10 protein-coding genes are annotated in these 12,415 nt (G+C 73.0%); 2 read left to right on the forward strand and 8 right to left on the reverse strand.

Features of this window, described 5'->3' with window-relative positions:
* Window positions 1-232: 232 nt before the first annotated feature.
* Window positions 233-526, reverse strand: a complete 294-nt coding sequence (locus ACIRS1_RS03070) for a hypothetical protein (RefSeq protein WP_360210205.1) — start codon at window positions 524-526, stop codon at window positions 233-235.
* Window positions 527-661: 135 nt separating this feature from the next.
* On the opposite strand from ACIRS1_RS03070, the gene holA reads away from it, so the two are divergent.
* Entirely contained in the window at window positions 662-1,660 is a 999-nt protein-coding gene (holA, locus tag ACIRS1_RS03075; RefSeq protein WP_402836402.1) for a DNA polymerase III subunit delta, read from the forward strand.
* 199 nt (window positions 1,661-1,859) lie between these two features.
* Here holA and ACIRS1_RS03080 read toward each other — a convergent pair whose 3' ends face one another.
* The 3 genes from ACIRS1_RS03080 to ACIRS1_RS03090 all read right to left on the reverse strand — a co-directional run bounded on the left by ACIRS1_RS03080 (window position 1,860) and on the right by ACIRS1_RS03090 (window position 3,789).
* Window positions 1,860-2,684 carry a hypothetical protein gene (locus ACIRS1_RS03080; RefSeq protein WP_402836404.1) on the reverse strand — a complete coding sequence of 275 codons (825 nt, stop codon included), beginning with the start codon at window positions 2,682-2,684 and terminating at the stop codon, window positions 1,860-1,862.
* A 374-nt stretch (window positions 2,685-3,058) separates the two neighbouring features.
* Entirely contained in the window at window positions 3,059-3,328 is a 270-nt protein-coding gene (rpsT, locus tag ACIRS1_RS03085) for a 30S ribosomal protein S20 (protein ID WP_196951699.1), read from the reverse strand.
* 155 nt (window positions 3,329-3,483) lie between these two features.
* Entirely contained in the window at window positions 3,484-3,789 is a 306-nt protein-coding gene (locus ACIRS1_RS03090) for an antibiotic biosynthesis monooxygenase family protein (protein ID WP_402836406.1), read from the reverse strand.
* 231 nt (window positions 3,790-4,020) lie between these two features.
* Here ACIRS1_RS03090 and lepA point away from each other — a divergent pair, with 231 nt between their 5' ends.
* On the forward strand, window positions 4,021-5,889 hold the full coding sequence (gene lepA / locus ACIRS1_RS03095) for a translation elongation factor 4 (protein WP_360210197.1): 1,869 nt from the start codon (window positions 4,021-4,023) through the stop codon (window positions 5,887-5,889).
* Between the two features lie 133 nt (window positions 5,890-6,022).
* Here the strand turns inward: lepA and ACIRS1_RS03100 are convergent, their stop codons facing one another.
* The 4 genes from ACIRS1_RS03100 to ACIRS1_RS03115 all read right to left on the reverse strand — a co-directional run bounded on the left by ACIRS1_RS03100 (window position 6,023) and on the right by ACIRS1_RS03115 (window position 12,278).
* Window positions 6,023-7,102: an NAD(P)/FAD-dependent oxidoreductase gene (locus tag ACIRS1_RS03100; RefSeq protein ID WP_402836408.1), complete on the reverse strand. Its 1,080-nt coding sequence runs from the start codon at window positions 7,100-7,102 to the stop codon at window positions 6,023-6,025.
* Between the two features lie 195 nt (window positions 7,103-7,297).
* Entirely contained in the window at window positions 7,298-8,368 is a 1,071-nt protein-coding gene (gene sigJ, locus ACIRS1_RS03105) for an RNA polymerase sigma factor SigJ (RefSeq protein ID WP_402836410.1), read from the reverse strand.
* Between the two features lie 107 nt (window positions 8,369-8,475).
* Complete coding sequence (locus ACIRS1_RS03110; RefSeq protein ID WP_402836871.1) at window positions 8,476-10,374, reverse strand: ABC transporter ATP-binding protein; 1,899 nt, start codon at window positions 10,372-10,374, stop codon at window positions 8,476-8,478.
* 170 nt (window positions 10,375-10,544) lie between these two features.
* Window positions 10,545-12,278, reverse strand: coding sequence for an ABC transporter ATP-binding protein (locus tag ACIRS1_RS03115; protein WP_402836412.1), 1,734 nt, complete (start codon window positions 12,276-12,278; stop codon window positions 10,545-10,547).
* Window positions 12,279-12,415: the final 137 nt, after the last annotated feature.

Raw genomic sequence — 12,415 nt, forward strand, 5'->3', positions numbered from 1 at the left:
GGGGGGGGGGGGGGGTGGGGGGGGGGGGGGGGGGGGGGGGGGGGGGGGGGGGGGGGGGGCGCGCCGCGGGGGGGGGCCGCGCCGGGGGGGCCCCCGCCCCCCGCCGCACAGGGCCCAGCTCGATGCTCGATGCCAGGGTTCCAGGGCTTCGAAGTTCCACGACTCCTGGGCTCGGAGCCACGTGGCCCGGGCCCCGGGGCTCACCGGCTCACCCGTTCGTCGGGGTCGGGGATCAGCCCGCTTCGCGCCAGCCCTCGTACTCGGCGGCCAAGGCGTCGAGGGCGCCGAGTCGGGCCGGGGTCCAGCCGTCCTCCGGGGGTTCGACGACGACCAGCCACTGGGCGTCCTCGGCGTCGTCCTCCCCGGCCAGGGCGTCGCGGACGATGTCGAGCTCGCCGAGGTCGGGGTGGGTCGCGCTGAGTTCCTCGGAGGCCTCCTCGGCGGCCTCGCGGTCGGGCAGGACGAGCAGTTGCCGGGCGTGCGGGTCGTCGACGACCGGCAGGTCGGTGGTGTGGTTCTCGGTCACCGGACCATTCTCCAGGTCGGGCGCGGGCCGGTGCGGCCGGGGAGGGCGGGCCCGCCGGGCTGCCCGGTGGGCCGGGTGGGGTGGGCCCGGCGGCCCGGCGGGGAGTGTCCGCGCCCCGTGGGATGCTGGTAGGCGATGGCCAGGAAGAGTGCACCCGACGACCTGCTCGCCCCGCTGACCCTCGTGGTCGGCCAGGAGGAGCTGCTGCTGGACCGCGCGGTCGCCCAGGTGGTGGCGGCGGCGAGGGCGGCGGATCCGGACACCGACGTGCGGGATCTGCCCCCCGGTGGTCTGCAGCCCGGCAGCCTGGCCGAGCTGACCACGCCGTCGTTGTTCGCGGAGCGCAAGGTGATCGTGGTCCGCGCCGCGCAGGACCTCTCCGCCGACTCGGTGAAGGAGGTCAAGGCGTACATCGAGTCGCCCGCCGAAGAAGTGATCGTGGTGCTGGTGCACGCGGGCGGCGCGAAGGGCAAGGGCCTGCTGGACGCCGGGCGCAAGGCCGGCGGTCGTGAGGTGGCCTGCGCCAAGCTGGCCAAGGCGAACGAGCGGTTGGCGTTCGTCCGGGGCGAGTTCCGCACGCTGGGCCGTTCGGCCACCCCGGAGGCCTGCCAGGCGCTGCTGGACGCGCTCGGCAGTGACCTGCGCGAGCTGGCGGCCGCGTGCAGCCAGCTGACGTCGGACGTCGAGGGGACGATCGACGAGACGGTGGTGGCCCGTTACTACAGCGGGCGGGCCGAGGCGACCGGCTTCGAGGTGGCGGACCTGGCGGTCACCGGCCGGGCCGCGGAGGCGCTGGAGCGGCTGCGCTGGGCGCTGGCCGTGGGCCAGCCGCCGACCGGCATCACCTACGCGCTGGCCTCCGGGGTGCGCAGCATCGGGCGGTTGGCGACCGCCGGGCGGAACATGCGCCCGGCCGACCTCGCACGCGAGTTGGGCATGCCGCCGTGGAAGGTGGATCGGGTCCGCCAGCAGATGCGCGGGTGGACGGGTGACGGGGTGGCCACCGCGCTGACCGCGATCGCCCAGGCCGACGCCGCCGTCAAGGGCGGTTCGGACGATCCCGCCTTCGCCCTGGAGCGTGCGGTGGTCGCCGTGGCCCGGGCCTCCCGGGCCGGGTCCCGCCCCGCCTACTGACGCCCAGGTCGGCATCCTCGACCGCACCCCCCCCCGGCACTCCGACCGGCACCCCCGCCAACGGCCTGCCTGCCGCGCGGGCGCCCACCGGGTGCCCGCGGCGCGTCCGCGGCCACGCTGCGCCGGGCGCCCGCGGCCCGACCCCGGCCTCGCCCCCCGGCCCCGTCCGCGCCCCGGACGTCCGGCGGTGCGGCGACGGCTACTTGTGCATCGAGCGGACGGCGTTGCGGGCGTCCGTCTGCAGGGCGGACCGCAGGTCGTCCCTGGACGGCACCTTGCCCTTGCCCTCGGTGTAGCTGGCCGAGTAGGAGATGTAGAACGTCATCCCGCCGTCCCGCACGTCCACTTCGGCGCTGATGCTGTGCCAGGTCTTGTCCGAGCTGCCCGCGTCGTCCTTGTACAGGAAGTACGCCTCCTCGCCGATCCCCGGGACGTCGGTGACCTGGTAGTCGCGCGCCCGGTAGACCTCCTTGGCGGCGGCGAACTCGGGTGCCGGGTTGACCGCCTTGTGCAGGTCGGCGCGCAGGTAGACGGACGCGTAGTCGGTGTCGGAGCTGCTGGCGCCGGTGCGCTTGAGCGACATCGAGCAGTTCATGCTGTCCAGGGCGGGGTGCCGGTCGCTGTGGTGGGTCGGCGGGCTGGTGTCGGAGGCGCTGTAGGTGGTGAGCAGGCTGGAGGGCTTGCCGGTGGTGCAGAAGTCGTCGGAGACCTGGTAGGCGCTCACGCTCCGGGGCGAGGAGTCGGTGCTGACCACGCCGGGGACGACGAGCACGGCGGTGGCCCAGCCGGCCGAGGCGAGCAGGGCGCCGACGAAGGCCCAGACGGTGTTGCGCCGCAGGTTGCCGCCGGGGCGCCCGGGTGTGGGGTGGCCCGGCGCGGCGGCTCCCGGGAGGAGGCCGCCGGGTGCGGGCGGCAGCAGTCCGGTCGGCGGTCCGAAGCCCGGCGACGCGCCCGGCGCAGGCGTGCCCGCTCCGGCGACCGGCCCCGGTGCCTGCTGCGGGAAGCCGTATCCCGGCCGGTTCACCGCTCCCGGGTGCGGCTGGGCCCCTGGCCGGGCTCCGGGCTGGGCTCCGGGCTGGGCCCCCGGCTGTGGCTGAGGCTGCTGCGGCGGTGGTGGTGGCGTCGTCATGGAGTCAGTCCCCCTCGGGCCCGGTGTCGTGGTGCTCCCCGCACCTCCGATCGCGCGTGACCAGACCATAGCGGCCGGACCGCGGAACGCGACAGGCGCCGCGGCCGGCCTCCGGGGAGGAGGTCGGCGGCGACGCCTGTCGTACTGCTCTGTGCACCGCACCCGCGTGGCGAACGCAGGCCGCGTACGGTGCGAGTCTCGCGCGCCTCAGGGGTCCGGGTAGAGGGCCGGGGCGTCCCGAGGCGGTGGGGGCCGTGGCCCCCGGGGCGTCAGGCCTGGGCGGCCGCGTTGACGCGCTTGGTGATGGCCGACTTCTTGTTGGCGGCCTGGTTGGCGTGGATGACGCCCTTGCTCACGGCCTTGTCGAGCGCCTTGGAGGCGGCGCGGGCCAGCACGACGGCCTTCTCGGTCTCGCCGGCGGCAGCGGCCTCACGGGCCTTGCGCAGAGCGGTCTTCAGCGAGGACTTGACGGCCTTGTTGCGCAGGCGCGCCTTCTCGTTGGTCTTGTTGCGCTTGATCTGGGACTTGATGTTCGCCACGAAGGAGCCTCAGTCTTGTCTGAAAAGGATTGAACGGGCTGCACCGGCGGCCGCCGGTCCTGCTGAGAGGGCATGCCGGGGCCAGGTGCAGCTGACCACGCTACCAGGGGGCCCGCCGCCGACCCAAACCGGCCGCGGCCGGAGCCCGGGTCCGGTCAGGCCCGCAGCACCGGCTCCCCGTAGTGCTCGACCTCCGGGAACGGCCGGTAGAAGCGGTGCAGCAGCTCCCGCCAGCGCTGGTACTCGGCGGAGGTGCGGAAGCCCTCGGTGTGGTCGATGAGGGTCTCCCACTCGACCTGGAGGAGGAAGCGCGAGCCGCGGCCCTCGTCGAGGCAGCGCCGCAGTTCCAGGGAGCGGAAGCCGTGCTGGACGGCGATCAGGGGGCGGGCCTCGGTGAAGGCGGCGAGGAATTCGTCCTCCTGGCCGGGCAGGACGTCGAGCAGGGCGCTTTCCAGGATCATGGCGGGCCATCCTGCCGTTCCGGGGGCGTTCCGCGGAAGGCGGGGGAGGGCCCCACGGACGCCCCGGGAGCGCCTCGGGGGCGGTCGGGGCGGACCGAACGGCGGCCGGTGCCGCGGTCGTGGGAGGATGGGGGGACTATTTCGATCGGACGAGACTGTCCGGTCCCCGGGAAACCGGTCAGCGATGATCCGGACACCCCCGGCCCCGGACCAACGGAGAATCGGACCAAGGTGCCCGCGACCCCCAGCAATGTGCCAGAGCCCAGCCGTACCGACCCGGCGCTGATCCGCAACTTCTGCATCATCGCCCACATCGACCACGGCAAGTCGACGCTCGCAGACCGGATGCTGCAGATCACCGGCGTCGTCGACCCGCGGCAGATGCGTGCCCAGTACCTCGACCGCATGGACATCGAGCGCGAGCGCGGCATCACGATCAAGTCGCAGGCGGTCCGCCTCCCGTGGGCGCCGAAGACCGGTCCGAACGCCGGGACGACGCACATCCTCAACATGATCGACACCCCGGGCCACGTGGACTTCACGTACGAGGTGTCCCGTTCCCTCGCGGCCTGCGAGGGGACCATCCTGGTCGTCGACGCGGCCCAGGGCATCGAGGCGCAGACCCTCGCCAACCTGTACCTGGCGCTGGAGAACGACCTCACGATCGTCCCGGTGCTGAACAAGATCGACCTGCCGGCCGCCCAGCCGGAGAAGTACGCCGCGGAGATCGCGCACATCATCGGCTGCGACCCCTCGGACGTGCTGCAGGTCAGCGCCAAGACCGGTCTCGGCGTCGAGGACCTGCTCGACCACATCGTCAACACCGTCCCGGCCCCGGTCGGCGTCAAGGACGCCCCGGCCCGCGCGATGATCTTCGACTCGGTCTACGACTCCTACCGCGGCGTGGTCACCTACGTGCGTGTCGTGGACGGTCAGCTCACCAAGCGCGAGCGGATCGCCATGATGTCCACCGGCGCGACCCACGAGCTGCTGGAGATCGGCGTCATCTCGCCGGAGCCGAAGGTCGCCGACGGCCTGGGCGTCGGCGAGGTGGGCTACATCATCACCGGTGTGAAGGACGTCCGGCAGTCCAAGGTCGGTGACACGATCACCTCGATGCACAAGGGTGCGACCGAGGCGCTGGGCGGCTACAAGGACCCGCGCCCGATGGTGTTCTCCGGCCTGTACCCGCTGGACGGCTCGGACTACCCGCTGCTGCGCGACGCCCTGGACAAGCTGCGGCTCAACGACGCGGCGCTGGTGTACGAGCCGGAGACCTCGGTGGCGCTCGGCTTCGGCTACCGCTGCGGCTTCCTCGGCCTGCTGCACCTGGAGATCATCCGGGAGCGCCTGGAGCGCGAGTTCAACCTCGACCTGATCTCCACCGCCCCGAACGTGATCTACCGGGTGATCATGGAGGACGGCACCGAGCACACCGTCACCAACCCGAGCGAGTTCCCGACCGGCAAGATCGCCGAGGTCTACGAGCCGGTCGTGCGCGGCACCATCCTGGCGCCCAACGAGTTCGTCGGCGCGATCATGGAGCTGTGCCAGTCCCGCCGCGGCAACCTGCAGGGCATGGACTACCTGTCCGAGGACCGGGTCGAGCTGCGCTACACCCTGCCCCTCGCCGAGATCGTCTTCGACTTCTTCGACCAGCTGAAGTCCAAGACCCGCGGCTACGCCTCGCTCGACTACGAGCCCATCGGCGAGCAGAGCGCCAACCTGGTCAAGGTCGACATCCTGCTGCACGGCGACGCGGTGGACGCCTTCTCCGCGATCGTGCACAAGGACAAGGCCTACGGCTACGGCGTGATGATGGCCGGCAAGCTGCAGAAGCTGATCCCCCGCCAGCAGTTCGAGGTGCCGATCCAGGCCGCCATCGGCTCCCGGGTGATCGCCCGTGAGACGGTCCGCGCGATCCGCAAGGACGTCCTCGCCAAGTGCTACGGCGGTGACATCTCGCGCAAGCGCAAGCTGCTGGAGAAGCAGAAGGAGGGCAAGAAGCGGATGAAGATGGTCGGCCGCGTGGAGGTCCCGCAGGAGGCCTTCATCGCCGCGCTGTCCACCGACGCCGAGGCGCCCAAGGACAAGAAGTAACCGCAGGCGACCGAAGGGGCCCGGGCATCCGCCCGGGCCCCTTCGCGCGTCCCGGGCCCCTTCGCGCGTCCCGGGCCCCTTCGCGCGTCCCCGGTCCGTTCCGGCCGGTGGCCCGCCGCCGGGCCGCCGTGGGCTACTTCAGCGCGCCGTAGACGCCGCCGACGATCGCCGCCTTGGCCAGCCGCCCGGCCGTGCCGGTGAGCACGGTGGGCCGCATCGAGTCGTCCGCGTGGATCAGTTGGAGCAGCCCGTCGTGCCGGCCGAGGCTCACGCACTGCGCGACGTACTTGAACGAGTACGGCGCCGTGGTGGCCCCGTCGAGCAGCTTGCCGAGGTAGCGGCCCATCGGCAGGGCGGTGGCGCAGCCCATCCGTAGGGTGCCGATGCCGGGCAGCGTCACCGCGGCGGCGTCGCCGACCACGTGGACGTCCGGGTGGGAGACCGACCGCAGCCGGTCGTCGACGACGGCCCGGCCGCGGGCGTCCACGGCCAGCCCGGCCTCGGCGGCCAGCGGGTGCGGCTCCAGCGAGGCGGCCCAGACGGTGACCTCGGCGTCGACCGGGCCGGTGGTGGTGCGCAGCCCGTCGGCGGTGACCGCGGTGACGGTGGCCTGCTCGTGGACGGTGACGCCGAGCCGGTCGAGGGCGCGCAGGACGTGGGCGCGGCCCCTGGGCGAGTAGAGGCCGCCGACCTGCCCGGCGGCGACGATGTGCACCCGCCACTGCGGGTGGCTCTCGGCGAGTTCGGTGGCCAGTTCGATGCCGGTCGGTCCGCCGCCGACCACGGCCAGGGTGCCGGGCCGGTCGGCCGTGCGCAGCCGGTGGTCGATTTCGGCGGCCTGCTCGGCGGAGTACGCGTGCTCGGCGGCGCCGGGGACGTCGTGCCAGGCGGTGCGGCTGCCGAGGGCGTAGACGAGGGTGTCGTAGCCGAGGGTGGTGCCGTCGTCGAGCCGGACCCGGTGGTCGGCGAGGTCGATCCCGACGGCCCTGGCCCGCCGGTGGTCGACCTGCCGGCCGCGGACGAGGTGGCCGATGGTCGGCCACTGCCGGCCGTGACCGGCCGCCGTCTCGTGCAGGCGGACCCGGTGGAGCAGCCGCTCCTCGGGGGCGACCAGGGTGACGGGGCGCCGCTTCCCGGCGCGCTTGGCGACGCTGAGGCCCGCGTAGCCGGCTCCCAGTACGACGATCCGCTGGTGGGTGGTGGTGCCGCTCATCTCGTCCGCCTCCATTCGGTGCGCCCGCGCGGAGCGCTGTTCGGGAGGGGGACGACGCGGCCGGCGGGAGTGTGACGGTGACCCGTGTCACATCCCGGCCGGGCCGCCGTCGCGCACGCCGGCCGGGCCCGGGCCACACGCCGGCCGGGCCGCCGTCACGCACGCCGGCCGGGCCACATGCCCGCCGGGCCGCCGTCACACGCCGATCGGGTCGATGTGGCCCAGCTTCTCCGGGTTGACCACCACGTACGCCTGGGTGATCCGCCCGTCGGCGACGTCGAGGGCGACCACGCCGCCGACGGTGCCGGTGGCCTTCTCGTACCAGACGATCCCCGGCTCGCCGTTGACCTGGGCGAAGCCGAAGCCGTGGTCGGGGGTGGACCACTTGGTGACCAGTCCGACCACCAGCCGGGCCACGTTCCAGGCGCCGAGGACGGGGCGGGCGGCGGCGCGGACGATGCCGCCGCCGTCGGCGTGCCAGACCACGTCCGGGTCGAGGACCTCCAGGAGGGCCTGGAGGTCGCCGCGTGCGGTGGCGGCGGCGAAGGCCTCGACGGCCTGGCGGTGCTCGGCCGGGTCGGCGCCGGTGCGCCGACCGCCGTCGCGCACCCGCCGGCGGGCGCGGGAGGCCAGCTGCCGGGTGGCGTCGGGGGTGCGGTCGAGGGAGGCGGCGATCTCGTCGAAGCCGACGGCGAAGACGTCGTGCAGCACGAACGCGGCCCGCTCGGCCGGGGTGAGCTGCTCCAGCACGGTGAGCAGCGCGAGCGAGACGGACTCGCCGCGTTCGGCCAGGTCGGCGGGGGAGTCGGGGGCGGAGGCGTAGGAGACGGACGGCTCGGGCAGCCACTCGCCGTAGTAGGCCTCGCGGCGGGCCCGGGCGGAGCCGAGCTGGTCGTAGCAGAGCCGGGTGACGACGGTGGTCAGGAAGGCGCGCGGGTCGTGGACGGCGGTGCGGTCGGCGGCCCGCCAGCGCAGCCAGGCGTCCTGCAGGACGTCCTCGGCGTCGGTGAACGAGCCGAGCAGCCGGTAGGCGACGGAGCCGAGGTAGCGCCGGTTCGCCTCGAAGGCGTCCGGCGCGCGGTCGACGCCCGTGTCGTCTGCCGTGTCGTGCGCCGTGTCGCCGACCCCGGCGCGGGCGGTCCCGGTACCGGCGGTCCCGCCCCGGGCGGTCGTGCCGCCGGGTTCGCCGCCGGTCCCGCCCGTCCTGCCCGTCCCACCGGCCGTGTCGTCGTCACCGGCGGCCCTGGCCGCGTCCTCGGAGATCACGGGCCCACGGTAGCGAAGCCGGTGCGGAACGCGAAGGGCCGGGGCGGTGGAGTCCCGCCCCGGGAGTCCCGCCCCGGCCCTCCGGCCGTCCCCCGTGCCCGTCCGGGTCAGTCCACCTCGGCCACGGCCTCCGCGAACTGCGCCTGGTACAGCCGCGCGTACGCGCCGTCGGCGGCGATCAGCTCGTCGTGGGTGCCCTGTTCGACGATCGAGCCGTTCTCCATCACCAGGATCACGTCGGCGTCCCGGATGGTGGAGAGCCGGTGGGCGATCACGAAGCTGGTGCGGCCGGTGCGCAGCCGGGCCATGGCCCGCTGGATCAGCACCTCGGTGCGGGTGTCGACGGAGCTGGTCGCCTCGTCCAGGACGAGGATCGACGGCTGGGCGAGGAAGGCCCGGGCGATGGTGATCAGCTGCTTCTCGCCGGTGCTGACGCCGGTGCCCTCGTCGTCGATGACGGTGTCGTAGCCGTCCGGCAGGGTGCGCACGAAGCGGTCGACGTGGGCGGCCCTGGCGGCCTCGACGACCTGGTCGCGGGTGGCGCCCTGGGCGCCGTAGGCGATGTTGTCGGCGATGGTGCCGCCGAACAGCCAGGTGTCCTGGAGCACCATGCCGATGCCGGAGCGCAGCTCCTCGCGGGACATCGCGGAGATGTCGACCCCGTCGAGGGTGATCCGCCCGGAGCTGACCTCGTAGAACCGCATCAGCAGGTTGACCAGGGTGGTCTTGCCGGCGCCGGTGGGGCCGACGATGGCGACGGTCTGGCCGGGTTCGACCTTGAGCGACAGGTCCTCGATGAGGGGCTTCCCGGGCTCGTATCGGAAGGACACGTCCTGGAAGGCGACCCGGCCGTGGACGGTGTCGGGGCGTTCGGGCATGGCCGGTTCGGGCGTCTGCTCGGGGGCGTCCAGCAGTTCGAAGACGCGCTCGGCGGAGGCGACCCCGGACTGCACCAGGTTGGCCATGCTGGCGACCTGGGTGAGCGGCTGGCTGAACTGCCGCGAGTACTGGATGAACGCCTGGACGTCGCCGATGGACAGCGCGCCGCTGGCCACCCGCAGGCCGCCGACGACGGCGACCAGCACGTACTGCAGGTTGCCGATCAGCATCATCGCGGGCTGGATGATCCCGGAGATGAACTGCGCCCGGAAGCTGGAGGCGAACAGCGCCTCGTTGTGCTCGCGGAAGGTCTCGGCGGACTCGCGCTGGCGGCCGAACACCTTCACCAGGGTGTGGCCGGTGTACATCTCCTCGATGTGGGCGTTGAGCTGGCCGGTGGACTTCCACTGCTGGACGAACTGCGGCTGCGCCCGCCGGCCGACCTTGGCGGCGACGACCACCGACAGCGGCACCGAGACCAGGGCGATCACGGCGAGCAGCGGGGAGATCCAGAACATCATGGCGAGCACGCCGACCACGGTGAGCAGCGAGTTGACGACCTGTCCCATGGTCTGCTGCATGGACTGGCCGATGTTGTCGATGTCGTTGGTGACCCGGCTGAGGACCTCGCCGCGGGGCTGCTTGTCGAAGTAGCTGAGCGGCAGCCGGGAGAGCTTGGCCTCGACGTCCTGGCGCAGCCGGTAGCCGGCCCGCTGGATGGCCGTGGTGGCCAGCCGGCCCTGGGCGATGCCGAACACGGCGGAGGCGACGTAGATGGCCAGGACCCAGAGCAGGACGGTGCCGATGGCGCCGAAGTCCATGCCCTGGCCGGGGGTGAAGTCCACGGAGGAGAGCAGGTCGGCGACGCCGCCCTGGCCCTGGGCGCGGAGCCCGTCGACGACCTGGGCCTTGGAGGTGCCGGGTGCGAAGCGGGCGCCGACGACGCCGGCGAAGATCAGGTCGGTGGCGTTGCCGAGGATCTTGGGGCCGACGACGGCGCAGCCGATGCTGACGACGCCGAGCGCCAGCACGCCGGAGAGCAGGGCGCGTTCGGGGCGCAGCAGGGCGAGCAGGCGTTTGCCGGAGCCCTTGAAGTCCATGGACTTCTCGGTGCCCTGGCCGCCCATGAAGCGGCCCGGGCCGGCCGGGCCGCGGCGGGCGGCGGCGGCCTGCGAGTCGCTGGGGAGCTCGCCGCCGGCCGCAGCGGGCCCGCGGCCGGGCGCCTTGCCCGGGTCGGGGGCCTCGCCCGGGCCGGTCTGGTCCTCGGGGGCCTTGTCGGGGGCCTTCTCGGGGGTGGTCACGCCGCCTCCTGCTCGGTGAGCTGGGAGAGCACGATCTCCCGGTACGTCGGGTTGTCGGCCATCAGTTCGCGGTGGGTGCCGGTGCCGACGACCGCGCCCTCGTCGAGGACGATGATCCGGTCGGCGTCGCGGATGGTGGAGACGCGCTGGGCGACGATCAGCACGGTGGCGTTCGAGGTCTCGCGGGCGAGGGCCTTGCGCAGCCGGGCGTCCGTCGCGTAGTCGAGCGCGGAGAAGGAGTCGTCGAAGAGGTAGACGTCGGGTTTGCGGACGAGGGCGCGGGCGATGGCGAGGCGCTGGCGCTGGCCGCCGGAGACGTTGCCGCCGCCCTGGGAGATGGGGGCGTCCAGGCCTTCGGGGAGCTTCTCGACGAAGTCCTTGGCCTGGGCGATCTCCAGGGCGTGCCAGAGCTCCTCGTCGGTGGCGTCGGGCCGGCCGTAGCGGAGGTTGCTGGCGACGGTGCCGGAGAACAGGTACGGCTTCTGCGGGACGAGGCCGATGCACTCGGCGATCGCGTCGGCGGCGAGTTCGCGGACGTCGACGCCGTCCAGCAGGACCTGTCCCGAGGTGGCGTCGAACAGCCGGGGGACGAGGCCGAGCAGGGTGGACTTGCCGCTGCCGGTGGAGCCGATGACGGCGGTGGTCTCGCCGGGGCGGGCGGTGATGTCGATGCCGCGCAGCACGGAGGCCTCGGCCCCGGGGTAGCGGAAGTCGACGTCGCGCAGTTCGAGGTTGCCGCGGCGCAGCACCTCGGTGACCGGGGCGGCGGGCGGCACGACGCTGGAGGAGGTGGCGAGCACCTCGTCGATGCGTTCGGCGCAGACCTCGGCGCGCGGCACCATCATGAACATGAAGGTGGCCATCATGACGCTCATCAGGATCTGCATCAGGTAGGAGAGGAAGGCGGTGAGCGCGCCGATCTCCATGCCGCCGCTGTCGATCCGGTGGGCGCCGAACCAGAGCACGGCGACGCTGGAGACGTTCACCACCAGCATGACGGCCGGGAACATGAAGGACATCAGCCGGCCGACCTGGAGGGCGACGTGGGTGAGGTCCCCGTTGGCGCCGGCGAAGCGGGCCTGCTCGTGGTCGTCCTTGACGAAGGCGCGGATGACCCGGATGCCGGTGATCTGCTCCCGCAGGACGCGGTTCACCGTGTCGATCCGCTCCTGCATGCTGCGGAACTTGGGGCGCAGCGAGCGCACCAGCAGGATGACGACGGCCGCGAGGAGCGGGATGACGGCGAGCAGCAGGCCGGACAGCGGGACGTCCTGGTTGAGCGCCATGATGATGCCGCCGACGCACATGATCGGGGCGGCGACCATGAGCGTGAAGCTCATCAGGGCCAGCATCTGGACCTGCTGGACGTCGTTGGTGGTGCGGGTGATGAGCGAGGGGGCGCCGAACTGGCCGATCTCGCGGGAGGAGAAGGTCTGCACCCGGTCGAAGACGGCGGCGCGCACGTCCCGTCCGAAGGCCATCGCGGTGCGGGCGCCGTAGTAGACGGCGCCGATCGAGCAGACGGCCTGGACGAGGGTGACGCCGATCATCACCCCGCCGACGCGCAGGATGTAGCCGGTGTCGCCCTTGACCACCCCGTCGTCGATGATGTCGGCGTTGAGCGTCGGCAGGTAGAGCGCGGCGAGGGTGGACACCAGCTGGAGGGCGACCAGCAGGGCGATCGGTCGGGTGTAGGGGCGCAGGTACGCCCTGAGCAGTCTGATCAGCACTGGCACACTCTTGTCGTCGGCGGGTGGATTCGCACCCCAATTCTCGGTCTTTGGTGCACTCGTACAGGCGATTCACGGGGTGCGAGCCGGAGGTTTGTCCAGTCCTTTGCCGAATCGCCCGGCGGGCCCGGTTGTAT

This window comes from Kitasatospora sp. NPDC101176 (assembly GCF_044768035.1).
GTDB lineage: Bacteria > Actinomycetota > Actinomycetes > Streptomycetales > Streptomycetaceae > Kitasatospora.

Bases quoted from the DNA above. Each gene is read 5' to 3' on its own strand.
- holA (WP_402836402.1), top strand. From the start codon at position 662: ATGGCCAGGAAGAGTGCACCCGACGACCTGCTCGCCCCGCTGACCCTC.
- ACIRS1_RS03090 (WP_402836406.1), bottom strand. From the start codon at position 3,789: ATGATCCTGGAAAGCGCCCTGCTCGACGTCCTGCCCGGCCAGGAGGAC.
- ACIRS1_RS03100 (WP_402836408.1), bottom strand. From the start codon at position 7,102: ATGAGCGGCACCACCACCCACCAGCGGATCGTCGTACTGGGAGCCGGC.
- ACIRS1_RS03110 (WP_402836871.1), bottom strand. From the start codon at position 10,374: ATGGGCGGCCAGGGCACCGAGAAGTCCATGGACTTCAAGGGCTCCGGC.